The organism is Spirulina sp. LEGE 11439, from assembly GCF_059821285.1.
In genome coordinates this window covers 37,169-63,306 of the sequence record NZ_JCAMRX010000003.1, presented here as the reverse complement: position 1 = coordinate 63,306, position 26,138 = coordinate 37,169, and the positions used below count along the sequence as shown (strand labels likewise).

Genomic DNA, 26,138 nt, shown 5'->3' with positions numbered 1-26,138 from the left:
AGAATCAACGCGATTATCAATTCGGCGATCGCAAGGATCTTTAAACATTATCGAATCCCCAACAATCAAGCCAGTTTCATCACCCATGCGTCCTCTTTACCGAAATGGATATCGCCGAGTTTTCCGGCGGTATATCCGGTGAGATAGAGACCATCTCCGGCGAGGGCAATATCGGCAACGATATCATCGGCGGCGGTACCGTATTGCTGTCGCCATTGTAATGCGCCGTTAATGTCGTATTTAGCGATCCATGCGTCATCTTTGCCGAAATGGGTGGCATCGTCCATTTTTCCTCGGCTGTTGCCTGCAAGGTAGACGTTGCCGTTACTGTCTGCAACGACGGAGGTGGCGCGATCGCTTGCCTCGGTGCCGAGTTGTCGTTTCCAGTTCAGATTTCCATCCGCATCCAGTTGGGCAACCCAAGCATCGGTTTCTCCGTAATAGGTGCCGCCGAGATCGTGTATTTCCTGACGATCGGCTGCCCTCACTTGTGCGTCAGGATCGCCTACCCAGTCCCAAGCATTACCCTCATAAGTATTACCTAACCATCCTCGAGTTTGTCCGGAAAGATAGATATTGCCTGTCTCGCTAACACTAATTGAATGAGCAATATCTTCGGTGATCGTTCCCAATTGCTTAATCCATTCTCGATTGCCCGAACTGTTGTATTTTGCAACCCAAGCATCTGCATCATTTCCTTGATGATCTTTCCAAGCATCGCCCTCTTTGTAAACTTTATCACCTAGTCTTCCTTGAGTTTGTCCGGTAATGTAAATATTGCCATCAGGATCGACAGCAATATCATTAGCTTCATCTACAAAAGGCGTTCCTAATAACTGATTTTTTAATAAATTACCACTACCGTCATATTTTGCAAACCAAATATTTGCTTCACCAGAAGTTCGCCCCGTGAGATAAACATTTCCTAAATTATCGACGGTTAAAGCATTAGCATAGTCAGAGTTTGAGTTTGTTAGTTCGCGTTTCCAAATTAGCCCGCCATTACTATTATATTTAGCAATCCATGCGTCTCGTTCTGTTCCCGTTCCATCAATTGTTCCATCTGTCCAACCTGTAACGTAGATATTGTTATCTTTATCCACAACAATGCCCGATGCTTCGTCATAACCTTCAGTGCCAAGTTGTACTTTCCATTTTTCATTACCACTGCTATCATATTTCGCAATAAAAGTATCATGTACTCCTGTATTTATCTCGTTTAAATCTCCAGAGGTTCGCCCTGCAATATAAACGTTGTTATCACTATCAAAGGCGACTGAGTTAGCGCGATCGTATTCTGTCGTCCCTAGTTGTTCTTGCCATTTACTTTCCAGTTGATCGTTATCTTTGATGATAATCTGCCCCCACTGTTGAGGACCAATAGCATAGTTAGAGTTTTGTATTAAGTCAATCTCTACCCATTCTTCATCCTCAGAAATATTGTCATCAATAGGATAAATGTCAATGGTAATCGAATCTTCTCCGACAGGAATTGTAATTTTCCCCGATAAAGTATTGTAGTCCTCACCATTGATTGCAGGTTTTCGCCAAGCGTGTTGATGAACGTAATATTCTACTTCTAATTCTTCTGTTATATTTCCAGTTCTGGTAACACGAAACTGACCTGTTTCACCAAATTCTGAAATTGAGGAGTTAATGACCTGAATATTGACAGTTGGTTTGTCATCATTATCCCACAAAGGCAAAGTCACTTGATTAAAATCAGATGAAATTGTATAAGTTGGATCGGAATCAATATCGATAACAATTTCCTCTTCTCCTTCTATTTCAATATCATCAATTGGAATGACTGATAACCACTTACCATAATTAAAGCCTGCTGGAATTGTCCAATTTTCAGACATTGTTTCATAGTCAATACCATTCAATGCTGTTCCAGAAAGAGAGTATTTAATAGTTATCGGTTCTGAAACATCACCAAATCGGCGAAAATAAAAACGACTATCATTTTCAGATTCCGAACCATAATTATCCCAATCATAACCCGGATGCACAGCATGATCGCTAGTCAGCAGAGAAATTTCCGGTAACTCATTATCCCAGATTGTTATTTCATCTCGACTGATATTCCCCATTTCATATTGGTTATTTTTAACCAATTTTACTTTTACATTTTCAATTTTTTCAACCACAGCATCATCTATGGTATTGATAGATAGAGTAGTGGAAGAAAAACCAGCAGGAATGGAAATACTGCCTGTTAGAGTTTCATAATCTTCACCGTTTTGCGCTGCTGGTTTTGACCAATGACCTCCGCCTTCAATTTCATAATTCACAACTAAATCTTTTTCAACATTCCCCGTGCGATAGATTGTAAACTCTCCCGGATCTTCTCCTTCTGTCGCCTCCGGATCCGTTGCTTCAATTGATACCGTTGGCTTAGTCCCATAAAGATTAATTGACCAATCTCCCCAAGAACTATTTGTTCCTGTATAGAGTTCATCTTTCACCTTTAAACGCCATGTTCCGTAAGACGGTTCTCCCCAGTGATGAGCAGATGTAAAACTCCAGCGAAAAGGATTGTTGCTATCTGCACGAACTCCACTTAAATTAGGCTTATTCAATACCGATTCTGTCACAATAAGTTCTCCATTTGCATCTTCATAGCGATGTTCTAAAACAATATCGAGAAATCCCGGTAAAGGATGATCCGTCTTAAATGCCACTTCTACCCATTCCATTGTCATATCGTCTTCAACCGAATTGATATCGACAGAAACATCGGAATAATTTCCCGTTTCCGTCATTTTCTTGAGTTTTGGCTGAGATTTTGTCACCGAAACTTCCTTACCAACCGAATTCCAATCCTTCGCCAAATTCACCGATGCTTCTGCATTGACTACCCCAAAACCATAATCGTGATTGACCCAATATCCCGCGCCATTTTGTACCCAATTCGGCGAATTTGGATCGTTTAAATTCTCTGGCTTTCCTTCTTCCGGTTGCGACGTTTCGATTAAAATATGCTGTACGTCTCGCCATGTTAAAGTCGGATTTGCCTCCAACATTAACGCTACTACCCCCGACACAAACGGAGCCGCCGCCGAAGTTCCGCCAAAATCAGATGTATAATTATTTCCATCTATTCCCGTCGTCGTAATTTTATTCGTATCGAGGGACAATTGCCACCCATCTAAAAACTTTTCTTCTCCTGTCGTATTATTCCAGACTTTGAGTTTCCACGCCCCTGCAACGCCATTTTTAGCCAATTGGGACAGCGAACCATTTTGAGGTAATACCTGTCCTTGAAATGGGTTTTCTCCTGCACCGAGAACCCGCGTTGCGCGATCCGAAAAAGTCAAAGGAACGGGATATCCCCAAGACGAAGGATCGACAAGTTCTTGGGCAGATTTGCTAAATTGAGTACCTTCAAATAACAGCACTTCCTCATCCGACGGACTGACCAAAGCAACGCTTAGATCGTTCAAATTATCGTGATAATCTGGATCGAGAAATATCGTCGCCGTGACATCATTCACCGCTTCATTTTCCTCGGAAACGGTAATCTCAGAATAGGCAATTTGAGATGAATCCACCGGAATCGTGAGAGAATTGCCATTGAAGGTTAAGCGATCGCTAGAATACGCCGAAACCAAAAGCGAAGCCCCCGTCTCGCTGTAACCCGATCGCACTCCGTCCCCATTCACCGCCGCCACCGCAATAGTTTGGCGGGAATTGGCTAAATTGTCGTCATTCGCATGACTGCCCAAACTACCGCCCCCATCATTGCCCGCCGCAAACACATAAATATTCCCCAGTCCGTCCCGTCCCGAATTTGCCCCCGCCGCGATCGCGTATTCTACCATCGGCGTAAGCCCTGTAAATCCATTCAATCCCCAGCTATTGTTATAAATATCGATATCATTGGCAAGATAAGAAAGGGAATCGGCAATACTTAAATCCGTCACTCGATTGCCCAATTGCAACCCCGCCCAAGATGCCTCGGGCGCGACTCCGCTTCCTCCTACACCATTATCCCCTCGCCCTACGGCAACCCCTGCCACTTTTGTTCCGTGAGTCTGTAAAGTATCGAATGTTAGCGACCAATCCGCGATCGCGCCCCCTTCCGCACTCGGATCCTCAATCTCCAAAACCCACATTCCCTCCGGATTTTGCCCGTCAAACGCATCCAAAGCAGCCGGATCGTCCAAGGAAACCCGCTCCCCTTCCGGACTAATTAAAAAGGCCTGCAAATTGTTCGCAAACGCATGGTTAAACGTCAAATCTAGCGTCACATCTTGAATTTGACTGCTTCCCAAACCTCGAACTGTCAAAGGAATATAGTTTGTTTCTTCTGCCCAAATCCCGCCAATTCCCGTATAAGTATGCGTCGAAAAAATCGCCGCATCGGGATCTGTGTCGTAAGTCCCATTCGCTGTCGTTTCCCCAAAATCTCGACTCAAATCCGAGCGATATTTATCTCCGTTTAACTCTTCATGGGTGTAGTTAAATCCATCGTCAACAATCCCCACGACAACCCCTTCACCCTTCGCCGTCTCCCATGCCTTCGTCACATTGGCATCGATCGCATTGCCACTGCGTAAATGCCATTGCGTACCATCCGCAACCAAAGGATCGTCGTGAAAAGCGATCGCGATCGGCACCAAGGGATAGGTAAACTCAATTCCCGCAAACCCTTTTAACTTTTGTGCGATTTCCTCTGGGGTCAGGGTATCGGGAAACTCCCAAACATAAGTGTTAGGAATGTAACCCGTCGCTTTCAGGTATTTTGCCCCGAATAACTCCGCCAACTGGGTCGGAGACTGACTCGGAGCAATCCCCACCACCCATTCTCGCGTTTGTGCTAAAACGACAGGATCGTAATTGTCGAGATTTTGCGATCGCTGCAACGCCATTCGCACTCGACCGGATAGAGAATCGGAGATATCTCCCTCTCCCGGTACAAAACTGACTGCATTTTTAAAGATTTCCCCAAAGCGCGTATTTTGCCAATCCCGCACCGGAGCAACCTCCTCCAATAAAGGAGTGCTTCCCGTCGCACCGCCGAGAGTAAAGAGCAAATCGCCATACTCTCGCACCGCTTGGGGATTGCGATTTTCCTCAAACGCAAACGCTTTCCCCTGTCCCGTCACATCTGCCAAATAACCGCCATTGAATCCCGCGATCGCATTAACCGGAGACAGGGAGAAAAGCGGCTGTTTCGCCAAACCCAAAGCGGGATTTTCCGCCAACTCGGCGATCGTCCCATTGGGAATCAACACGATCCCAAACTCCGTCCCCGGATTCATCGCCACCGTTTGCACCCCTGCATAACTTCCCTCATTTTCCTCACTGGCAAATCGCGCTGCCCCTCCCTTATCTGAGAAAACGATGCCGCCCTCTCCCTCTAGAATCCGCCGCGTCACCTCCACAATAAACTCTGGCGATCCTGGTTTAAACGCCTCCAAACCCGCCACGTCAAAAATCGCCATTTCCCCTTCATAAGACCCGCCATCATAGAGCGTATCGATCGCGACCTCACTCGTTTCGCCCACCGTAAATACTCCCGATTCCCATCCTTGCCAATCGGTTTCTGGATTGTCGGGTGCATCGGGAAAGGGAGGCAAGTGTCGTTTGTGCGGATCGGGAGTCGTTGCCGCCGCCAAATACCCCGCCGCCACGACATCGATAATTGCTGCCCCAGTTTCCGAATTCCGCGCCGTCGCCGTTTGTTCGAGAATTTCAATAACTTGAGTGTGGGAAAGTTCCGGATTCACCGCCCAAACCTGCGAAAACTGTCCCGCCAACTCCGCCGCCTCAATGTCTGCATTCTCCACCGCACCCACCGTCACGATATTATCGTATTCCGCGATCGCCTCTTCCCAACCCGCGCCCCATTCTTCACCCGCTCCCCCAATGACCACTAACATGCCATTGTCCCGAGTGTAAGTCAGTGCGGCTTTTTCAGTTTCTCCCAATGTTTCCCCCAAAAGATTATCGAGGGAAAGATGAGCGATCGCGTTATCCCGTCCCGATCCCCGAGCTTCCTCCACAAATTCAACCAAAGATTCTCCCCAAGTTTCCCCATCGGCGCGTCCTACCCATAACGGGACAGTTTCATTCTCGATCGCCCCAATAATATCCGTTTCTGCTTCTTCTCCCGCACTCAACAAGGGATCGTCATCGCCATCAATGCGATCGCGCCCCAAATTCAAGCGTTCGCGTAGCGTCTCGGTCAGAGAATCGCCCTCCTCCGCCGAAAATTCTCCCTCATCGATAACCCCGATAAGGGGTTGCTGCCCTTCAGAAACGTCCGGTAAAACGGGTTCGTCAGCGATCGCGTCACGGGCATAGTTCACGATTGCCTCTCCCCTATCCGTCTCTCGCCAATCCTCTCCCACGTCCACTAGATCGTCCAAATATACCGCCTCCCCCGTCGCCCCCCGAACTTGAAAAATGAGGTCGTTGTAATCCCCGTCAAACCACTTGTGACCCGGCTGCACGTCCTCCATTGCAAAAGTATTTCCTTCTCCCGTCACGTCGGCAATTTGCGTAAGATGTAGGGTATCGTCAGGATTGGCAGTTGCTAGGGAAAATAAGGGTGCTTTGGAGCCGCCTATATTCGGATTTTCGTAAACATCCTCGATCGTTCCGTTGGGAACGAGCATAATTCCAAACTGCTTCCCCGCTTCCATTTTGAAGGTTTTCACCCCCAAATAATCCCCGGTATTCCAGTCTTTTCCTTCTCCCAAATCTCCATCAAATCTTGCTCCCTCGAGGCGATCGCTAATAACCGTATAGCCTTCTGTTGTATTAGTTAGGGCGCGTCGTGCCGCCTCTCGTATGAATTCCTCGCTACCGGGAGTTTCGTCCAAGTCCTCCAAACTAAAAATTGCTAATTCAAATTGATATTTGCCACTATCGAAGAGAAAATCGATACCCACCTCGCCTCCTTCTCCTACGGTAAAGTAACCCGACTCGAAAGCAACAGATTGGGAAGGTGCAAAGGGAATGTCTTCGAGGTCGTCTCCGAGTGACGAAAAAATATCGCCATCGGGTACATCGCCATCGAATAAATCCTCAACTTCGACGATCGCGCTCGGGGTGAGGATGGGTTCGAGAATCAAGGCCTGGAATTTAGGCGGGTTTTGGTTTGCGGAAGGAAAGATGAATTTAAACAGGCGATCGAACATGGTCGTATTCCGATTGTAAAAGCACGATTGATAGCGAATAACAAACCCTCGCTTGAAGGCTCTATTGCTTCTTTGGCGAGGATGGCAATTATTATGCAAGCAAAAAAATTAATGTAACATTCCGTTACATTAGAAACTCTCGATGCGAAGCGATCGCTCTTTTATCTTTCCACTATCGACCAGTTGACCGGAAGGTTTTATTCTGCGATCTTCTAATAAAGTCGCAACGAGATGATAAATTTTTGTTATCAAAAGTAATAACCATTGAATTTTCATTTCAACCAACCTTGGGTTTCCGTATTGACCATCACACGGCCTAATTTTATATATTCGCTCTGAGTCGCCTGAAAAATGTGTTGCATCTGTACCGATTGTTCCGCATCGGCTGCGAGGACGGCAGCATTGAGAGCAATACTGCGAATATTTCCCCCTGCTATATTTAGTTGACCTAAATGTTCATAGTTTAACTGCTCCGTCGGTGTTTGCGAAGGAAATACTCGCCGCCAAATTTCAGCGCGAGCCTCTTTCTTAGGAAAGGGAAAGTTTAAAACAAAAGGGATACGCCGTAAAAATGCTTGATCGATGGAATCTTTCAGATTTGTCGTTAAAATAGCTAAACCTTGATATGTCTCCATGCGTTGTAACAAGTAACTAACTTCCAAATTAGCAAAGCGATCGCGGCTATCTTTGACTTGAGTCCGCTTGCCAAAAAGGGCATCAGCTTCATCAAATAATAAAATCGTACCGCCGGTTTCCGCCGCATCAAAAATACGTTGCAAGTTCTTTTCTGTTTCGCCAATATATTTACTGGTTACAGCACTGAGATCAATGCGAAATAAATCCAGTCGCAGTTCTTGTGCCAGCACTTCTGCTGCCATTGTTTTCCCTGTTCCACTCGCTCCGGCAAACAAGGCACTTAATCCCAAACCTCGGCTATTTTTTGCACCAAAACCCCACTCTTCTTGGATCTTAACTTTTTGTCGTAAATGGGCGGTAATTTGCCATAAAATCTCTTGCAAATTATCAGGTAAAACTAAATCTTGCCAAGTGGCTTTCGGTTGGATGTATTGAGCCAAATCCTGCAAAGAAGGGCGAGCCTGAAGCCGACAAATATGCCATAATTGTTGGGACATAATATCGGGTTCAGTCTGTCGAGTCGAGAGAAGTTGCTGGCTGGCAGTCTGAATTAAACTGGCATTGATGCGAAATTGACCCGCAATGCGATCGAGTTGTCCGTTTAAGTGAGGAATCGCAGAGCCAAGGTGTTTCTCCCAGAGATGCTTTCGTTCTTGATAAGTTAAAGAGGGTACAGAATGCGTTGCGATCGCTTTTCTCTGACTGGAATAGCGTTCTTCACTACAGAGAATAAGCGGGGTTGTGACTGACTCGAGCCACTGTTGAATCGCTCTCTGACGTGGTAGATTTTCCCCTCGCAATTCATGGGTATCTAGTAATAAAATGCGACCTCCCAAGATGGCTTCTCGCTCCCAAATCAACCGGAGATTATTTAATTCCCTCGTATCTTGGGGTAAAGCATCGGCCACCAATACTTGCAAATCAAAACCCATCTGTTGCGCGATCGCATCGGCAATTTGGTACATGGTTTGCACATCTGTACCACAGAGTTGCAAAATCGGCCAATCTTGCGTTGCGCGATCGCTTTGCCAAGATTGAGTGAGTTTCTCAGCCAAAACAGCATGAGATTTGACCAACGGAACTTGTGAGTTAAAAGTGAGTCCCGATTTGACGAATCCTTGCAATACCGGATCGATCGCTCCTTCCCCAAGGAGATAACAAAGAACGCGATGGTTGAGCTTGAGGGGGGCCTCGGTTAAGATGGGATGCGGCTCTAAGGCAATGAGTTGCCAGCTTAGCAAAGGCTTCTGCGGTGAAAGTACATTGAATTCTGCTCCCGGTAGAGCCGCTAAACCCAACATCAAATTAGGGAAATTAAGGTTAGGATTGCCTCGAATTTGCCCGCAGAGTTTGCCAACAGTCGGATCGATCGCCCGAGCCACACACAAAAGTATTAAATCTAAGGCAAAATCAGAAAGTCCAAATTGTTTTTGTAGAGAAGCAAGACTGGAATTCGGCGGCCAGCTTTGAGGTTCTGGAGATAGCGATCGCTGGTTTTCGTGGAAATACTCTAGGGCGCGTTTAATGCGATCGATTCCCTCCATTAAAACCTGTTGGTTCTGCTCGTACCAGCTAAGATTTTGCGAAGAAGCATTGGTCATTATCTTTATCTAGCAGTGTTATGACTTGGGAGGCGATCGCTACTCAATCCCACAAGCAAAATTAAACTTCCGTCTAGATGACTGGAGGAAAGTATTAATTATATAATGAACCAATAACCACACGCTTAAAGAATAAAATCATGGTTGGTCGTCATACTCATGCTCTGAAGCGTCAATCAATTCAGCCGAGCCGAACAGCAAAAAAAAAGGTTGCTTCCTCCTCTCCACAAACGCAATTTAACCGCGCTCAATTGGATAATGATGCGAATGACGAGCAGAGTAAGTCGTCGCCAACAGAGTCTTCTTCCTTAGAACAAGGAGGCAGTCTTTTACACAAAATTCAACCCGCAATGGATACAGGGCAGCCTTCCCCCTCCGCCCTCATGCCGCAACTGGGCATACAAGCCAAAATGACCATTGGTGAATCTAACGATAAATACGAGCAAGAAGCCGATCGCGTCTCCCGAGAAGTCGTGCAACGCCTTCAGACTTCGGCGGTAGGTTCGACGGGGAACTCGGGAGATTCTTCGGGAGATAATGAGAATGACTCGATTCAGCGTAAACCCCTCATAGCAGGAATGAGAGGAAACTCGTCCTTACAGATGCCCCCACCCATTTCTCGCCTTCAAGCCAAACCCGCAGCCCTGCAACGCCGAGAAGCTGTGGAGGTCGGCGATGCTTCCCCAAAATTAGAAACGGCAATTAACCGAGCGCAAAGTGGCGGACAACCCCTAGATACTGGAACGCAAACCTCTATGGGACAGGCAATGGGGGCAAATTTTAGTGGCGTGCGAGTCCATACGGATACTCAGTCCGATCGCCTCAATCGATCAATTCAAGCCCGCGCCTTTACCACGGGTTCTCATATTTTCTTTAAACAAGGAGAGTATAACCCCGGCAATCGCGGAGGACAGGAGTTAATTGCCCACGAACTGACCCACGTAGTGCAGCAAAATGGCAGTGGCATAGAATCTAACATTAACCGAGCGCCACAAAAGATTATTCAGCGAAATCGTCTCAGGTTTGCTGATGAAGATGGTATCTTTGCCGAAATTGTCGATGTTGCGGACACAGCCGCAGCCCACATGGGGACAGGAAGTACTGGCCCAACAGTGGGGCCTGTATCCGAATTTCTCGGTGGGGGAACTGTTAGCGATGATGTTAGCTCCGATATTTTGATGGGAAGCGGTAGCGCCAAGATAGGTGGAGATGTCTCTGTGGCTCATGTTGGTGGCAGTTTAGGTGCAGCCACCAATATATTTAACACTTGTAGGGCAATCAAGGATTTAATCTCCAATGTTAAAAGTGCGAAGAAAGCGAGTGCTGAAATTAAAGCTGCCGAAGCCCAAATGCAAGGCGGTGAGGCAGGACTGAAAACTTCTGTTTCCATTTTAAAGAAGAATATCGGCACGGCTAAGTTTAATATTGGCGAGGAAAGTAGCAATATTGTCTCGGGTCTCAATGGAATTACGAACGGGATCACGACATTGTGGGCGGCGTTTTCATCAGCTCCTGGAGCAGTTGCTGCAGTGAGTGGAGCGACTTTCTTAGCTGGAGCGGCTTTGGGCAGTGTCTTGGGTACAATCTCCGCCGTTCGCTTATTTACACAAGCCAGGCGCAAAGCAATACAAATCAAAGAAATTGAGAAAACAATTGGGGTTTATGAGGCTCTATCGATTAAATGTGAGAAGCAAATCGCAGCCGATAGCGCTCAATTGCTTGCATGGCAGGAGGAAGTCAACCAAAATTACAACGATCGAGGGGCATTGATGAAAAAAATAGAAACGTTGAAGAATGAGCGCGATGAGAAGATAGAGGAATATGAAGAGGTTGAGGAAGAGCAAAGAGCAGCATTTCAAGGCGCTATCATGAGTCCTACAAAACCGGATAGTCCGACAACAGGCGATCGCTTCACAAAATTACAAGAAAAACTTGCTGCAAAAGCAAAGGAAATTGAAGCAATTATAATCCATATTAAAGCCATCGATAGTACTTTGGCCAATATTACAGATCCCGATCCTTTAGTCGTTCAAGCAACTCACGAGAATATCTCCGCTAAAGGTCAGCAGATTCCCTTGATTGCAGAAATGGTTGCGGCTCTAACCACTTCAGCCGCCCAACACGAAAGAAGCAAAAAGTCCAAAATGACTGAAGGGACGATGAGTGCAGTGGGTGCAGTGGGTGCAGGAGCCATCACTCTTGCTTCAGCAGTGGCTTCAACAGCAGCATTAGCTACGCCGATTGGTTGGGGGATCGTGGGTGCTGTGGCGATCGGAGCATTGATTTATGGAATTGGCAAACACGTTCACAAGAAGATCAGAACAAGTAATGTTAAACGGATGAATCAGGAGAGAGGCCTACTGGATCTATATATCAATAACGGTACGATTCAGAACCAGGGGCCTGTTTCAGGATTTACTGGGGACGGCACGCCACTTCCCGGTACTCCCGCACCGTCTCCCGGTGGCTTGGAAGAAAGAAAACTACATAAATGGCATCGAAAAAACTTCCCAACCGAAGAGCAAAAAGGCTGGTTTAATAAACTCATTAGTAAGAAAAAAAGTGGAAAGCGAACGATTCAACAACGTCTTGAAGAAATTGATGCTTATATGACCAAACACGCAGTTACGAAAGCAAAGAGCGATGTTGTTTACTATGGTATTGTTGAAGCCTTAACAACTGCTAAAGGGGATGAGGAGGTGACGCTAGATATCGATGGAGATGAGCAAACTATAACCCTCAAAGAGGCGATTACTCAACTGCTGGCCAGTAAGAGTATTAGCGCTAGCGATGTAGTGGACGATGTCGGAAGCGGTAATGAAGATGTCCTTAAGACGAAGATAAGCGAAGCCATGAAACTGAATGAGATGATTTAATTCATTATAGTCTTAGTAACTTTAGCGATTAGTGCAAATTATGTTTTGGAATAAATCATCGACTAATACAAACCAAACGGAACAGCTTGCACTCCGCCTACAAAAAGCGGGTTTTAATGCCCAATTTAAACCCGCTAGTCTGGATGATTCTATTGAATCAGTGATTGTCGGTCTCCCCAGTGATGAGCAAAAATTCGTTACGTTTATTAAATTATCTTTTGCCTCCACTGCTTATCAAGCAATGAAAAATATGGGAGATCCTGACTTGGAATCGAATCAAGATATTTTCGGTGAGTTCGATCATCTACAATTTTATGCTCCGCTCAATATTAAACTAGATTCTAGCCATCTTCAAGATGTTGCTCAAATGAATGAAAAACTCAATGGTAATTTACCTTTGATTGGCTTTAATTTAGGTCAGTTTGAAGATGTAACTCTGGCTTTTCGATATCTAATGTTAATCGAGCAAAATAAAGTCAATTTGAAATTAGTGCAACGAACAATTGATTTGATTTACTTTCTCATTAACGAGTATGCCCCTAAAATCGAAGCTGTTGCAACGGGTCAAAAAAAGCCAGACGATCTTGATTTTTGATATTTCGAGAAGTAGATTCTATGACATTTAAGATCGGCAAAAAAACACTTAAAACAGACCTGATTTTATCTGACTCTTCGGGAGAAGCGATCGCGATCGCAACTCCGACTTTAAGACTGAAAAAGAAAGGAGATTCATTAGTTTCTTGTTCTTTGGAGTTTTCCACAAATCTTAAAATTTATCAGGATATCGATCGCAAAGCACTTTTTAATCTCAATCCTGACCTAAGAGGAAAGTTTCTTGGTCAATCCTTCGTATCTAACCAGAAAATCAAGATTAACTTACAGCTTAACCCTTTTTTGCTCGCTCAATTAGAACCTCATGCCCATAACATCCGAAAAGCTGCTACTTATTTAGAAACGTTAGGATCGCAGTCAACACAAGATGTTTTAGTCTTAACAGAGAGTTGGTTTGCAATATCAGTACAACAACAGCAGAAACAAATCACAACAGGATATCATACTTTTTGGAAATTCGTACAGTTAGGAGAAGCAACGGAAGATTTTCGCGTGGAAGACTTTTTAAATGGGATGTTGGACTTCCTACAAGAGACAACAGATTTTGATTTTGCAGAAATAGAAGAAGATATTGCAGAAGGTTTGGAATTATATCAAAAATTTAGTCAAATTAAGGCTTCTCATCCCGACCAAGATTTCCATCCTTTTCTTGAAAAAATTACTAAAAAATTACGAGAAGAAACAAATCTTATCGAAGGACAAGAATTGTCTCAAACGGTAGGAAATATTGAGAATAATAACCCTTTAATTGATTGGTCATCCTTATTTGAGCCAGTTACAAAACAGAGCAAAAATTTAACTTCTAGTCCAAGCGAAGATTTACAATCTCTATTTGAGGAGTTTACCGATAAGCTATCAGACCCTAATAAAAATCCGTTATTGCAAATTGTTGAATCTTTTTTCGTTCGAGAAGATTGGCAAATTTATTATACTGATGATTCTCCTCGTTTTCATGTCCAAGCCAAAGGATCTCATGGCGAATGGACTTGTTTAGTCCAGATTAATGAACCCTACGAACAATTTTTGTTTTATTCTTATTGTCCCTTATTTATCCCAGAGGATCGCAGACCAGAAGTTGCGGAATTTTTAGCCAGAGCAAATATGGAGATAGTGATGGGAAATTTTGAGTTAAATTACGATCGCGGCGATATTCGCTATAAAACCAGTATTGACGTTGAAGGGAGTCATTTAGCGCCGTCAATGGTCAAACAACTCGTATATACTAATGTTGAGATGATGGATCGCTATTTACCGACTCTCAAACAAGTTATCGATCAAAAGATCGCCCCTCTTGAAGCAATTCATCAAGTGACCCCAAATTAGTAATTCTAGCTTGAGAAAAAATAGCTTGAGAAAAAATATGGACAAACAAGCGATCGCAGCAATTCTTAACTCAAAAAAACAAAGTCTATTCGATCCTCGGGCGATCGCAGCGAGTCCTTTAAACGGATCTATCATTGATGCGGTTATTCACTACTTCACCCTCAATGACTGGAGTTGCGATCGCGAAGAAGTGAACCTCCTTCATAGTACCTTTCAAATTGATAGCGATCGCTGGGATTGCTACATTCAATCTTTTGAAGAACAAGGTCGACTTCTCATGTATTCAATTTTACCCGTTATTGCCGATCGGGATACACTGTCCGCAATTTCAGAATTAACAGCTAGAATTAACTATGAGACTGCGATCGGGAGTTTTGATTTAGATTATGATACAGGTTGTATTGCTTATAAAACCTGTATTGATATTAAAAATAGCCATCTCGACTTGGCCTTAATTAGGAACTTATTACAAGCTAACACTGAAACATTAGTTTACTATTTATCTGCTTTTAGGGCTGTTATTGAAGGCAAAAGTTCACCCCTCGAAGTTATTACACATTATCAGAAATGAAAAAACTTCTTGTCACTGGATCTAGCGGTTTTCTCGGCTGGAATTTATGTCAAATTGCGACAAAACAAGATTGGCAAGTTTTCGGGACTTATCGCACTCATGAAATTAATATTCCCGAAGTATTATCTCAAAAAATCAATTTAACCAATTTTCAAGCCTTAAAAACACTTTTTTCAGAAATTAAACCCGATGCAGTCATTCATACTGCTGCAGCAGCAAAACCCAATTATTGCCAAACCCATCCTGAAGAATCTTATCGCATTAATGTCACGGCTTCCTGCTATATTGCCGATTTATGTGCCGAGTTAGATATTCCTTGTGCTTTTACCTCCACTGACCTTGTATTTGATGGCTTAAATCCACCCTATACGGAAAGCGATCGCGTTTGTCCGGTCAGTATTTATGGCGAACAAAAAGTATTAGCAGAACAAGAAATGTTAGCACGCTATCCTAAAACTGCTGTTTGTCGAATGCCTTTAATGTTTGGCATTGCTGCCCCTCATTCTCCCAGTTTCATTCAATCATTTATCGCTCAGCTTCGTCAAGAACAAGAATTAACTTTATTTGTTGATGAGTACCGAATGCCAGCCAGTGCAGAAACCGCAACAAAGGGATTATTTTTGGCTCTCGAAAAAGCAAAAGGGATTTTACATTTAGGCGGAAAAGAACGCCTCTCTCGCTACGAATTTGGTTGTTTAATGGCAGAAGTTTTAGAATTACCTAAAACGGGTCTAAAAGCCTGCTCGCAAAAAGATATTATTATGGCCGCACCTCGACCCGCAGATCTTGCAATGGATAGCTCAAAAGCCTTTAAATTGGGTTACAATCCCCCAACTGTACGCGAAGAATTAGCGGACTTAAAAGGAAAAATATGATTGTTGCTATTAGTGATGAGTTGTCAAGTAATCATCCATTACTCATTCTTACTTTTTCTTCTCTTTATATCTAACATCTGCATATTTCTTCAGAACGCGATTAAAAGTTTTAGCCACTCCCGTTCCTTTGGCCGCACTGACTAACGCCACAGAAAAATCGATATGATGTTCGGGTTTCGCAATTTTATCGCAAGCATCGCGAATATTGTACTCAATACGCTTGAATAAATTCCGCGCATACTCTTCTACATTAGCTAAACTAACCCCCGGAATACATCCCATCGCCACAATCTGCTCGAGCAAATCCATCTTATTAATGATTAAAGTCACGCATAAAAGATTTTTGCTATAGACCGTTGCAAAAACAATTTCTAAAATTGCTGGGACAATATATTCAAGATGCTGTTCGACTCGCTTGCGGATTTTGGTTTCAGTATCGACGGCCAGCCATTCGACTAATTCATTAGTATCTAACGGCTTGCTATTTTTTTCGATTCGAGGAGCAATATCAACAATGAAAAAGACTCCATTCACCAAACGCTTATCGGGAGAACCAATTACTTGCGGGGCAGCATTCAGGGTATTTTGAGAAGGAGATTGACCCTGATAATCAGAAACAACAATCCGACAACGCCGTTTTGTTTCTAAATCCAAATATTTTTCAGCCGTATAAAAGGCAAAATATTTAGTCGCTTGTTCCGGTCTAACTTCCCCACCCAACCAACTTTTAATCAGGGTTGTTTTGCCACTCCCCCCGCGACCGTAAAGATAGAAACGACTTGAATGTTTTTTGAGGATGGAATCATTGTGAAGATTATGCACGATCTCTCGGTAGAGTTCTGTCGTCGCACCCACTGAAATCAGAGCAAATACAGCAACGAGCAAAAGACCGATCAAGATCGGCCCGGCTACTTGTTCCGAATCATTGAGCAAAATAACGACGAACGTGGCGCAAATCACCAAGAATATAAAAATTAATATCTTGCGTCCTCTCATTGTGTCATTCCGGTTGTGATGGGGTATGGGGGTCATTCTACGTTAGTATACGCTTTGATATACTCTGAGGAAAAGCTGAGTGTAAAAAGATGGTGCTTTCAACCCAGATTTTGGGTCAATATCTCTAGAGATATGGTCTTAAACTCTGTATGGATGGCGATCGCATTCGGCAGATCGCGGTACTTCATTCAACATTTTGCTTTTTCGAGGGCAATATTCATGGACATATACCCTTATCCGGCAAAATTGCAAAGAGCTTGATTGCACGACGATCCTTGGGAAAGGAGTAGATTTTTAATTTTCTACTCGGATACAAAAATAGGCGCATTTTGATACCGATCGCTTTTATTTTACTCGGCATGGGGAATTTCTCTATATTTCTCGAAAGTTTGAGTTTGATTTCCGGACAAAGATCTAAATTCCCGCTAGATAATGGAGCGATCGCAGTTCACTTTTGTTGTTTCTCTTATTTGGCTTGCATCCAATTTTCCCCTCCTCCTACGTCTACAACTAAAGGAATGCTTAATTTTACGGCATTTTCCATTGCATCTCGAATTTTCGGTTCTAATTCTTCCCTTTCTTCTGGGGGAATTTCAAAGACCAATTCATCGTGAACTTGCAATAGCAATTTGGCTTGATACGTTTGCAAGATTTTATGTAATTTAATCATGGCAATTTTAATAATATCTGCACTCGATCCTTGTATGGGAGCATTAGCGGCGGCTCTCAGGAGTTGTGCGTCTCCTTGAGAGAGCCGTTTCAGGTCTTCAAGTGCGATCGCTTCAGTATCTATCCCTTTGAGTTTCTGCATACTTTCTCCCGCGAAATTAAAATAACGACGGCGTTTGCACAAAGTTTCTACATAACCCCGTGCGATCGCTTCTTTTTTCATCCGTTCTAAATAAGCAAAGACCTTCGCATAACGCTCTCGATAGCGATCGATAAAAACTTTTCCTTCTTTGGAACTCACGCCAGCTTCCCGAGCAAAACGTTGCGCTCCCATGCCGTAAATTACCCCAAAATTGATCGTTTTTCCTAAACGGCGTTCGTCCGTGGTAATCTCTTCTTTTTCAAAGAGTAATTGTGCGGTGACGCGATGCACGTCTTGATGGTTGCGATATGCCTCTAAAAGAATGGGTTCTTGACTTAAATGAGTGAGGATTCGCAGTTCGATTTGTGAATAGTCGGCAGAGACTAATTGCCATCCTTCTCGGGGTAAAAAGGCTTGGCGAATTTGCCGTGAAAATTCGCTGCGAATGGGGATATTTTGTAAGTTGGGATTGGAGGAAGATAGGCGACCAGTTGATGTTACCGTTTGGTTGAAATTGGTGTGAATGCGTTGAGTTTTAGGATGGACGAGAGCAGGAATTGCATCGACATAGGTTGATTTGAGTTTGGAGAGAGTACGATATTCGAGAATGCGATCGATGACGGGATGATCTCCTTTTAATTTCTCTAAGGTTGCATGGTCAGTCGAGTATCCAGTCTTCGTTTTACGCGTCTTTTTGGTACTTAATCCTAAAGTTTCAAAGAATAATTTACTCAATTGTTTGGGAGACCCTAAATTAAATTCTTCGCCAGCTTCTTCGTAAGCATTTTTCTCGATATTTGTCAAGTCTTTTCCTAATTGTTCCGAGAGTTTTTTGAGATAGTCAGTATCAATGCGAATCCCGCGATCTTCCATTGTCGCGAGAACCGGTTCTAATGGTTGTTCGACTTCTAAAAGCAATGTTTCGAGTTCGGGGATTTTTGCCAATTCTTGCCACAATTTGGGTACGAGGCAAAAAGTCGCATAAACATCCATACCGCAATAGTTAGCAACTTTGGGAATAGAGAGAGCGGCGATATTTTTTCCCTTGGGAATTCCTAAATCTTTATAACTTTTTGCTACAATTCCCGATAAGTATTTGAGAGATAAGTCGGTTAAATTATGCAATCCGTCTGGACTGAGAACGTAACTGGCTAACAGGGTGTCGAAAACAACACCCTCTAATTGAATTCCTTGATAAAACAAGACAAGGCGATCGAATTTCGCGTTCTGGAAAGATTTGGGATAGCGATCGCTTTCTAGAATGGGTTTTAATGCTTCTAAAACAGCGACTTTTTCCAGTTGCTTTCCTTCCGCATGACTGAGGGGGATATAAGCCATCTCATTCGGATTTTCCCCCCAACAGCAGCCGAGTCCCACCAATTCCGTATCGCGAGGTTCGAGAGAACTGGTTTCCGTATCCCAAGCAATGGGAAATTTGGGATCGGTATAAGTTTTTAAGCGTTCGATTAATGCGAGTAATTTCTCTTCTGTATCAATGATTTCTGGTGCGATAATCGCTTCTTCTTCTCGGTCTGCATTGTCCGTATCTTCAGAACTAAAAAACCATGTATCTTCCCTTGCAGGTGCTTCTATTTCTAAAGCATTAGATTCTGTAAAATTGTCACCAAGTTGTTCTTGTAGCGTTTCAATTTGTTTAATGAGATTTTTCAGTTCTAACTTTTCGAGTAAAGGTTGAACCTTCTGGCGATCGAAACTGGGGAGTTGCAATTTATCGACTTCAATATTTAAAGTAACATCAAGTTTAATGGTTGTCATAAATTGGGAATGTTTGGCATCTTCTTGTCCTGTTTTGAGTTTCTTCTGATTTGCCCCTTTAATCTGCTCGATATTTTCATAAACTTTCTCTAATGTTCCGTATTCTTTGAGGAGCTTAACTGCTGTTTTATCGCCAATTCCTCTGATTCCGGGGATATTATCAGATTTATCGCCGCACAGGGCTTTATAATCGATGACTTGGGAAGGAGTGATGCCTAATTTTTCTTCAACTTCTGCGGCTTTAAATTCAGGCGATCGCGATCGCGCACTTTTAATCGCTTTCGGATCTAAATAAAGGACGCTAATCTGTTTTTCATCATCCACAACTTGGAACAAATCCCGATCGCCCGTCACAATTTTAACTTGATATCCTGCTTGACTTCCTTGCACGGCTAAGGTACCGAGAATATCATCTGCTTCGTATCCGGGTTGAACGATTATCGTGACATTGAGTGCCTGTAACAGTTCTTGTAAATTCTTCATATCCGGAATAAAATCATCCGGCGTTTCCTTGCGATCGGCTTTGTAGGTGGGATCGGCTTGGTGACGAAAAGTTGGTGCATCCGTATCGAAAGCGATCGCAAGGAATTTTGGTTGTTCTCTTTGGATAACTTGCAGAAGAGATTTAAGAAAACCAAAACAAATATTGGTCGGAATACCGGTCGAAGTCCGCAAACCGCCATCTCGTCCTTTCGCAAAAGCATAATAAGACCGAAAGGCAAGGGAGTGACCGTCAATAAGAAGCAAAATCTGGGGGGATGTTGAAGCGTTCAAAGGTTTCTAAAACTCTAACGTCCCCCCATTGTACAAACCAATTCCCCGAATTGCGAATTGAGACTACCATTGTGCTTGGTCGATCATATTCTTGCATTTTTGCCAGATTTCCAACTCAGAGCGCCATTTTTCCAGTTCGGTTTTCAGTCGGGTCGGATCGCCGACATAGGTGGACAAAATCAATTCTCTTCGGTCGATTTTATCTTTGAGAGTACTGGTTTCTCGAGAGATTGTGTTTTGAATTTCCAAGATTTTCATGACTTGCGATCGCTATCCTAAAAAAGGGTACTGTTTGCGGGTGTTAAAACTTTGTAACAAAATATAACCAATTTTGTCATCAAGGGCAACAGGGGTGGAACAGTCCCCATTTCCTGTAGTATCGAGGGAAGTAGGTGCAATTGTGGAGGAGGTTTGCCCCATGCGTTTGGGATATAAGCAACGACGCTTAAACGTTCGACTGTCTCGCGGGCTGCTTATCGCCTTTTTGGTGGTTTCAGCACTCTTTTTATCGGGCTGCATTCGCTACGATGTGGGAGTGACGGTGCGAGGTCAAAATGGGGGGACGATTTCTCAGCACGTTCAATTAGGGGAACAACTCACCCGCTTTAATCCTTCCGAAGCCTCTCGCTGGCTGAAAACGATTGAAGATCGAGCCAAAAAGTTAAAAGGGAAAAGCAAGCAGCTTGCGGATGACGAACTCCTCGTGACGATTCCTTTCACTAATGGCAAAGATTTAGTCGCCAAGTTTAACCAATTTTTTAATCCCGCAGGACAAGAGATCGCCACCTCAGAAACCAGTACTCTTGATGCCGTACAACTCGTTTCGGAGATGAAGATCGATCAAAGCAATCTCATTTTACTCGAACGCGATCGCCTCAGTTTGGCGGTGGATTTACGCGGGTTGGAAGTTTTAAGCGATCGCTCTCCCATTTCCCTCGAGTCTGGTTTTCCCATTGATATCGAGTTTACTCTCTCAACTCCTTGGGGGGCAAGATATTTGGTTCGCACTCCCGATGGGATCTCTCCTCCCGTGCGACGGAAAGGCGATCTCTCGATCTGGACGCTACAACCCGGGGAAATCAATCATATTGAGGTAATTTATTGGCTTCCGAGTTATTTAGGAATGGGATTTATCGCGATTGTTTTGTTAACGATCGGCGGGATTTATTTGAAGGATAAGTATTTTTCTGCGGCGAATGTTCCGACGAGTTCAACCTTTTCCTCTTAAACACTTAACGTTCGCTCGAGGTTCAACTTATTCGCACCCCATTCAGAAGAAACAAAAGGATGAGCCGCTAAGCTGCATGCTTTCCAACAGCTTTGCACGGGAACATTCAATTGCTGGCATTTTCCTCCTCGTCGTCCTTCCGGGGAATAAAAAATGCAATGGCGACAGGTCGAAGTTAACGCTTTTGTTGAATTCATGAACTTTATTTAGAGTATTTTTGTCAAATCCGATCGTTTTTATATCTCCCTATCGTCTCAATTTTTCAGTTCTGGTGCAGCGATCTCGGGTTTGCTTATCAGTGCGTTCGTGCAAGCATGGAAGTGATAGAGATAACTCAATTCTTGCGATCGCGATCGGTTGTGCCTCGATAGGACGAGGCGATCGCCGTTCTCTTCTTTTGTACTACGGTATAATACGAACTATCCTCCATCTCCCACCCTTCCTATGGTTAAACTCGATCGCCTCCTTGTCATCGATATTGAAGCCACTTGCTGGAAAAAAAGTCCTCCACCCGAGCAGGAAAACGAAATTATTGAAGTGGGTATTGCACCGATCGATTTAACGACCAAGACAGTTGCCGAAAAAGTAAGTATTTTAGTGAAACCACAATGTTCTACTATCAGTAAATTCTGTACGGAATTAACGACCCTAACACAAGAACAGGTCGATACAGGAGTTTCTTTTTCCGATGCTTGTTTGCGCTTAAGAAAAGAATACTTATCTGAGAAAAGAGTGTGGGCGAGTTACGGGGACTACGATCGCCGGATGTTTGAAAAACAGTGTATAGCACGAGGGATTCGCTATCCTTTTGGGGTGCGTCATCTTAATGTGAAAACCTTGTTTGCGATCGCTCGGGGTTTACCGAAAGAAGTGGGTATGGCAAGAGCCTTAGAAATGCTGGCTCTCCCTTTGGAAGGCACGCATCATCGCGGCCATGACGATGCGGGGAATATTGCCAGAATTTTACTCAAGTTAATCTAAGGAGTACGACTGCGAATTAATTCTACCGCATCTCTTCCATCCATGTTTTGCAAGTAAACTTTAACATTTTCTTCTGAAGAAGTCGGTAAATATTTGCCCGTAAAATCGGGATGAATGGGAAGCTGGCGATGTCCGCGATCGACTAAAACAGCCAAATAAATACTCTCGGTTCTTCCGTATTCGGGGATCGCACTTAAAGCCGCTCGAATTGTCCTCCCTTTATAAATAACATCATCGACTAAAATAATATTTTTATGGGTGAGATCGAAAGGGATTTTTGTTTTTGCTGGAGTTCGCATTCCCACGCGATCGAGATCGTCTCGATAAAAGGTAATATCTAATGCACCAACCGGCATTTTAATTCCCTCTAACATTTCAATTTGACTCGCCAATATTTCTGCTAGAGGAACCCCTCGAGTGTAAATTCCGACAAGAATAGTATTGGCAAGATCGCTCGTTTTTTCTACAATTTCAGAAGCAAGGCGATTAATTGTGCGACGCATTTCGTCGGCGGAGAGAATTTCAACGATCGCATCTGACATAAGCTATTATTCATCACGGCTATCGATCTACTCTAAACAAAAATTTACCATTCTCGCCAACTTAACTCGTGCTATAGTATAAAAGTATTAAAAAAATAACCAAGAACTCAATATGGAACTGGTTAATCGTAAAACTTTATTGTATCAAGCGGGGCGATCGCAAAAAATTTACCAAGTCGATCTCTATCAAGTCGAAGGCGATCGCTATTTGGTCAACTTCCGCTACGGACGGCAAGGAAAGAAACTTAAAGAAGGCTCAAAAACCGTCGATTCTGTTTCCTTACAAAAAGCAGAACAAATTTTCAATCAATTAGTTTCTTCTAAACTCGCTAGTGGCTATTGCGATGCGAGAGAGGACAGTAATATTGAAGATAGTCCCTCGACTTTTACGCCTGTACCAACCTCAATACCACAATCTGATAATAGTCGAGATCTACGTCATCAAGCCATTATAAATCGTTTGGCAGCCAGAAGCGATCGCAATTGGCAATTAGATCGGGTTATTTGGCGATCGGGTGAGTTAAAAATCCTAGCAGCCACCCCTTATTTAATTTCTCTTTTAGGGACGGGAACTGAATTGCGGGATTATAGTATTATCTGGTCGTTGGGATGGTGCGGTGATGAGAATGCGATCGCAGAAATCAGAAAATTAATGAATTCCACTTCTGCACCAGAGTTTGTGCGGCGTATTGCTTGGGAAGCCTTGTTTAAACTCTCTGATGAAAGAGAACGAGAGAGAATGCAGTCAGCGAAATTAACAGAACTCCCGCCAGAATTGAGAGAAGTTGCAGCAGGGAATGATGCGGAAAGATTTGCGCGATCGCTACATACCTATCTCGAAAGCAGCGATTATCGACGTTTTACAATCCTAGACACAATTTATCAAATTAATAACAATACTGTCCGTCCCGCCTTGTTAGAAAAAATCAAACTTGCCCCTTTAGCCCCTAATTACTTTAAACCTCTACGACATATTTTTAAAATGGCAGAATATCGCCATGATGGGGAAATATTTGGCATTTTAGCGCATCGATTTGATAAAGAAGAAGGTACATTTAATAACTATCGCAGAAGTTGGGAATGGGATGCGGTAAAACGCCAATATCGCCGCACGGGAAAGCGCCGTTACGAACAAGAATTAAAAAAAGATCGTTCCCGACGCGCTTATAGTCAACAAACTCGGGATTATTTACGGAAGCGAGTTTGGCGAACTTTAAAAACGTTAGGAGAAGAAAGGGATCGCGCTTATATTGACCTTGCTACTGTCACGCTTTTACAATATTCTGATACAGAAAGTCGTCCCATTCAGTTCAGACCCATTCGGCGATATAATCCTACGACTCAAAGCTACGATCGCGTGAATATTCATTACGATCGCTTTGCTCATTTGCAAATTTTAAACCATATTCTCTATGAAAACAGTCCTCGCTATATTCCTGATTTTAAAGCATGGCAACTTCGCGAAGATTATCAACCCGATACATTCCTACCCGATATCCGCGAAGAAGCATTTCCTCAATTATGGCAACAGCATCCCGATGCAGTCTTAAAACTATTAATTGAAAGCGTTTGTCATCCCGTACATCAATTTGCGATTAAAGTAATGCGAGATTGTCAGCATTATTGGCAGCAATTAACAGAAGACAATCTCATAAAATTATTAAAGCAATCCTATACAGAAACCGTACAATTTGCCTTTGAATTAACCCGCGATCGCTATAACTCGAATAACCCTCAATTTAACCTCATTCTGGCTTTAGCTAATTGTATGTTACCAACAGCGCGATCGCAGGCTTATCAATGGATTGAACAACAGAGGAATATTTTCTTGCGATCGAGTGAGTTTGTTGTGGGATTAATTGTCAGTTCCCAAAGTGAAACTCGTGCTTTTATTCGTCGCTTGTTGAGTTCTTCGTTTTTAAATGCCGAAACAGTACAGCTTTTAATTGGACAAATCATTACAGTCTTATTAGCCTGCGATCGCGAAACAGCCGATCCCAATTTAATCCAAGAAATTAGCGAAATTTTGTTGGTTAATTTTTCCGCCCAATTAAGAACAATTGGTTTAACAATTATCCTCGATTTGCTCCAACATCCAATGGCAGAAGTACAAGCGATCGGCGCAAGAATTTTGTTCAATCATCAAACTCCCGTTACCGAACTTCCAGCAGATTTAATTGAATCTTTATTAACTTCTCCTCACGAATTTATCCGAGGAATTGGTATGCAAATTTTTGCACAGTTACCCGACGCAACATTAATGAACGATCGCCTCCTCCTGTTAGCAATGGCAGTGAGTTCGAGTTCGGATCTACGAGTTTCCATTCGTCCGGTCATTCATCGTTTAGCCACTCGCGATCGCCAATTTGGCCTCGAACTTGCGATCGATTTTATCGATCTATTACTCGAACCCCAACGACACGATGGCGTACATCAAAATTTAGTGACCTTACTGCGAGAATATATCCCCAATTGGATGTCTTCAATTACCAAAGAAGAAGCATTACAATTATTGCGGGCAAAATCTCCCAATGCTAAAGAATTAGGAGGATTGGTATTACAAGAAAATTGCGATCGCTTCTATCCTAATTTTACCACAAAAGAGCTAGTTAAACTCGCAAACCATGAAATATTAACCGTTAGAGAAGCTTCGCAACAAATGTTTGCTCAACGATTGAGAACAATTGGGGATAATACAGAAGAAAAGCTCTCAGCCGTGCGCTTATTAGAGGCAAAATGGGAAGATTCGCGAGGGTTTGCTTGGCAAACATTTCAAGATTTACCGCGAGAATATTGGTCGCCAGAAGTCATTATTACAGTATGCGATAGTATTCGCGAAGACGTGCGGCGCTTCGGACGGGATTTAGTGACGCGCTATTTCCAAAGCAGTAACGGACAAGAATATTTAATTAAATTTAGCGAACACCCCAGTACGGATATGCAGATGTTTGCCACGAATTATTTACAGAATTATGCGGCAGGAAATTGCGATCGCCTTGCTGAGCTTAAACCCTATTTTATCACGGTTTTATCGGGTGTAAATCGCGGACGAATTGCCAAACAGCGTATTTTTAGCTTCCTCCAAGAAGAAGCGCAAAAGAGCGAAACTGCTGCCGAGATCGTCGCAGAAATTCTCACTCGCCAATCTTTAACTATTGCGATCGGCGATAAAGCGAATGCAATTCAAACGATGCTACAAATCCAGAAAACTTATCCAGAAATTGAATTACCTTTGCAAATCAAAGAAGTCTCACTCCGATCGCATCGCTAATTCTACCTAGAAAAGTTCATCACGGTTGACCGATATTTTTCTTCTAGTCGTATTAGCGATCGCAACCCCAATATTCCCAAAACTCGATAAAGTAGAGAAAGAATGTTGCAT

17 protein-coding genes are annotated in these 26,138 nt (G+C 43.4%); 8 read left to right on the top strand and 9 right to left on the bottom strand.

From position 1 onward, the window contains the following. Positions 1 to 65: 65 nt before the first annotated feature. The 3 genes from AC6RV6_RS02975 to AC6RV6_RS02965 form a co-directional block, all read right to left on the bottom strand. Positions 66 to 7,154 carry an SBBP repeat-containing protein gene (locus tag AC6RV6_RS02975; protein ID WP_500238826.1) on the bottom strand — a complete coding sequence of 2,363 codons (7,089 nt, stop codon included), beginning with the start codon at positions 7,152 to 7,154 and terminating at the stop codon, positions 66 to 68. A gap of 129 nt (positions 7,155 to 7,283) precedes the next feature. Continuing rightward, the gene (locus AC6RV6_RS02970) at positions 7,284 to 7,430 is read right to left on the bottom strand and encodes a hypothetical protein (protein WP_500238825.1); all 147 of its coding nucleotides are present in this window, start codon (positions 7,428 to 7,430) and stop codon (positions 7,284 to 7,286) included. Beyond that, a complete protein-coding gene (locus AC6RV6_RS02965; RefSeq protein ID WP_500238824.1) occupies positions 7,427 to 9,391 on the bottom strand; it encodes an ATP-binding protein in 1,965 nt (654 codons plus the stop codon). Before AC6RV6_RS02965 ends, AC6RV6_RS02970 begins: the two co-directional genes overlap by 4 nt. A gap of 140 nt (positions 9,392 to 9,531) precedes the next feature. On the opposite strand from AC6RV6_RS02965, the gene AC6RV6_RS02960 reads away from it, so the two are divergent. The 5 genes from AC6RV6_RS02960 to AC6RV6_RS02940 are packed head-to-tail and all read left to right on the top strand — an operon-like array spanning position 9,532 to position 15,648. Next, on the top strand, positions 9,532 to 12,267 hold the full coding sequence (locus tag AC6RV6_RS02960) for an eCIS core domain-containing protein (protein WP_500238823.1): 2,736 nt from the start codon (positions 9,532 to 9,534) through the stop codon (positions 12,265 to 12,267). A gap of 40 nt (positions 12,268 to 12,307) precedes the next feature. After that, positions 12,308 to 12,862, top strand: a complete 555-nt coding sequence (locus AC6RV6_RS02955; RefSeq protein ID WP_500238822.1) for a type III secretion system chaperone family protein — start codon at positions 12,308 to 12,310, stop codon at positions 12,860 to 12,862. A gap of 20 nt (positions 12,863 to 12,882) precedes the next feature. Next, a complete protein-coding gene (locus tag AC6RV6_RS02950) occupies positions 12,883 to 14,202 on the top strand; it encodes a type III secretion system chaperone family protein (RefSeq protein WP_500238821.1) in 1,320 nt (439 codons plus the stop codon). A gap of 37 nt (positions 14,203 to 14,239) precedes the next feature. Next, positions 14,240 to 14,773, top strand: coding sequence for a YbjN domain-containing protein (locus AC6RV6_RS02945; RefSeq protein ID WP_500238820.1), 534 nt, complete (start codon positions 14,240 to 14,242; stop codon positions 14,771 to 14,773). Beyond that, positions 14,770 to 15,648 carry an SDR family oxidoreductase gene (locus AC6RV6_RS02940; RefSeq protein WP_500238819.1) on the top strand — a complete coding sequence of 293 codons (879 nt, stop codon included), beginning with the start codon at positions 14,770 to 14,772 and terminating at the stop codon, positions 15,646 to 15,648. The genes AC6RV6_RS02945 and AC6RV6_RS02940 overlap by 4 nt, the downstream gene beginning before the upstream one ends. A 48-nt stretch (positions 15,649 to 15,696) precedes the next feature. Here the strand turns inward: AC6RV6_RS02940 and AC6RV6_RS02935 are convergent, their stop codons facing one another. The 4 genes from AC6RV6_RS02935 to AC6RV6_RS02920 form a co-directional block, all read right to left on the bottom strand. After that, complete coding sequence (locus tag AC6RV6_RS02935) at positions 15,697 to 16,680, bottom strand: putative GTPase (RefSeq protein ID WP_500238818.1); 984 nt, start codon at positions 16,678 to 16,680, stop codon at positions 15,697 to 15,699. Between the two features lie 430 nt (positions 16,681 to 17,110). Beyond that, the gene (gene polA, locus AC6RV6_RS02930) at positions 17,111 to 20,005 is read right to left on the bottom strand and encodes a DNA polymerase I (protein ID WP_500238817.1); all 2,895 of its coding nucleotides are present in this window, start codon (positions 20,003 to 20,005) and stop codon (positions 17,111 to 17,113) included. A gap of 63 nt (positions 20,006 to 20,068) precedes the next feature. Next, positions 20,069 to 20,263 (bottom strand): hypothetical protein, encoded by a 195-nt coding sequence (locus AC6RV6_RS02925; RefSeq protein ID WP_500238816.1) that lies wholly within the window; start codon positions 20,261 to 20,263, stop codon positions 20,069 to 20,071. A 12-nt stretch (positions 20,264 to 20,275) separates the two neighbouring features. Further along, entirely contained in the window at positions 20,276 to 20,425 is a 150-nt protein-coding gene (locus tag AC6RV6_RS02920) for a hypothetical protein (protein WP_500238815.1), read from the bottom strand. Here AC6RV6_RS02920 and AC6RV6_RS02915 point away from each other — a divergent pair. After that, positions 20,424 to 21,233, top strand: a complete 810-nt coding sequence (locus AC6RV6_RS02915; RefSeq protein WP_500238814.1) for a DUF3153 domain-containing protein — start codon at positions 20,424 to 20,426, stop codon at positions 21,231 to 21,233. The two genes, AC6RV6_RS02920 and AC6RV6_RS02915, sit on opposite strands and share 2 nt — an antisense overlap. Here the strand turns inward: AC6RV6_RS02915 and AC6RV6_RS02910 are convergent. Next, entirely contained in the window at positions 21,230 to 21,430 is a 201-nt protein-coding gene (locus tag AC6RV6_RS02910) for a hypothetical protein (protein WP_500238813.1), read from the bottom strand. The two genes, AC6RV6_RS02915 and AC6RV6_RS02910, sit on opposite strands and share 4 nt — an antisense overlap. Positions 21,431 to 21,677: 247 nt before the next feature. On the opposite strand from AC6RV6_RS02910, the gene AC6RV6_RS02905 reads away from it, so the two are divergent. Next, positions 21,678 to 22,214, top strand: coding sequence for a 3'-5' exonuclease (locus tag AC6RV6_RS02905; RefSeq protein WP_500238812.1), 537 nt, complete (start codon positions 21,678 to 21,680; stop codon positions 22,212 to 22,214). Here AC6RV6_RS02905 and pyrR read toward each other — a convergent pair. Further along, positions 22,211 to 22,756 (bottom strand): bifunctional pyr operon transcriptional regulator/uracil phosphoribosyltransferase PyrR, encoded by a 546-nt coding sequence (gene pyrR / locus AC6RV6_RS02900; protein ID WP_500238811.1) that lies wholly within the window; start codon positions 22,754 to 22,756, stop codon positions 22,211 to 22,213. The two genes, AC6RV6_RS02905 and pyrR, sit on opposite strands and share 4 nt — an antisense overlap. A 112-nt stretch (positions 22,757 to 22,868) precedes the next feature. Here pyrR and AC6RV6_RS02895 point away from each other — a divergent pair, with 112 nt between their 5' ends. After that, positions 22,869 to 26,027 carry a WGR domain-containing protein gene (locus AC6RV6_RS02895; protein ID WP_500238810.1) on the top strand — a complete coding sequence of 1,053 codons (3,159 nt, stop codon included), beginning with the start codon at positions 22,869 to 22,871 and terminating at the stop codon, positions 26,025 to 26,027. Positions 26,028 to 26,138 lie beyond the last annotated feature (111 nt).

Excerpts from the sequence above, each read along its gene's own strand:
- AC6RV6_RS02975 (WP_500238826.1), bottom strand. The coding sequence starts at position 7,154 with ATGTTCGATCGCCTGTTTAAATTCATCTTTCCTTCCGCAAACCAAAAC.
- AC6RV6_RS02970 (WP_500238825.1), bottom strand. The coding sequence starts at position 7,430 with ATGAAAATTCAATGGTTATTACTTTTGATAACAAAAATTTATCATCTC.
- AC6RV6_RS02965 (WP_500238824.1), bottom strand. The coding sequence starts at position 9,391 with ATGACCAATGCTTCTTCGCAAAATCTTAGCTGGTACGAGCAGAACCAA.
- AC6RV6_RS02960 (WP_500238823.1), top strand. The coding sequence starts at position 9,532 with ATGGTTGGTCGTCATACTCATGCTCTGAAGCGTCAATCAATTCAGCCG.
- AC6RV6_RS02955 (WP_500238822.1), top strand. The coding sequence starts at position 12,308 with ATGTTTTGGAATAAATCATCGACTAATACAAACCAAACGGAACAGCTT.
- AC6RV6_RS02950 (WP_500238821.1), top strand. The coding sequence starts at position 12,883 with ATGACATTTAAGATCGGCAAAAAAACACTTAAAACAGACCTGATTTTA.
- AC6RV6_RS02945 (WP_500238820.1), top strand. The coding sequence starts at position 14,240 with ATGGACAAACAAGCGATCGCAGCAATTCTTAACTCAAAAAAACAAAGT.
- AC6RV6_RS02940 (WP_500238819.1), top strand. The coding sequence starts at position 14,770 with ATGAAAAAACTTCTTGTCACTGGATCTAGCGGTTTTCTCGGCTGGAAT.
- AC6RV6_RS02935 (WP_500238818.1), bottom strand. The coding sequence starts at position 16,680 with ATGACCCCCATACCCCATCACAACCGGAATGACACAATGAGAGGACGC.
- AC6RV6_RS02925 (WP_500238816.1), bottom strand. The coding sequence starts at position 20,263 with ATGAAAATCTTGGAAATTCAAAACACAATCTCTCGAGAAACCAGTACT.
- AC6RV6_RS02915 (WP_500238814.1), top strand. The coding sequence starts at position 20,424 with ATGCGTTTGGGATATAAGCAACGACGCTTAAACGTTCGACTGTCTCGC.
- AC6RV6_RS02920 (WP_500238815.1), bottom strand. The coding sequence starts at position 20,425 with ATGGGGCAAACCTCCTCCACAATTGCACCTACTTCCCTCGATACTACA.
- AC6RV6_RS02910 (WP_500238813.1), bottom strand. The coding sequence starts at position 21,430 with ATGAATTCAACAAAAGCGTTAACTTCGACCTGTCGCCATTGCATTTTT.
- AC6RV6_RS02905 (WP_500238812.1), top strand. The coding sequence starts at position 21,678 with ATGGTTAAACTCGATCGCCTCCTTGTCATCGATATTGAAGCCACTTGC.
- pyrR (WP_500238811.1), bottom strand. The coding sequence starts at position 22,756 with ATGTCAGATGCGATCGTTGAAATTCTCTCCGCCGACGAAATGCGTCGC.
- AC6RV6_RS02895 (WP_500238810.1), top strand. The coding sequence starts at position 22,869 with ATGGAACTGGTTAATCGTAAAACTTTATTGTATCAAGCGGGGCGATCG.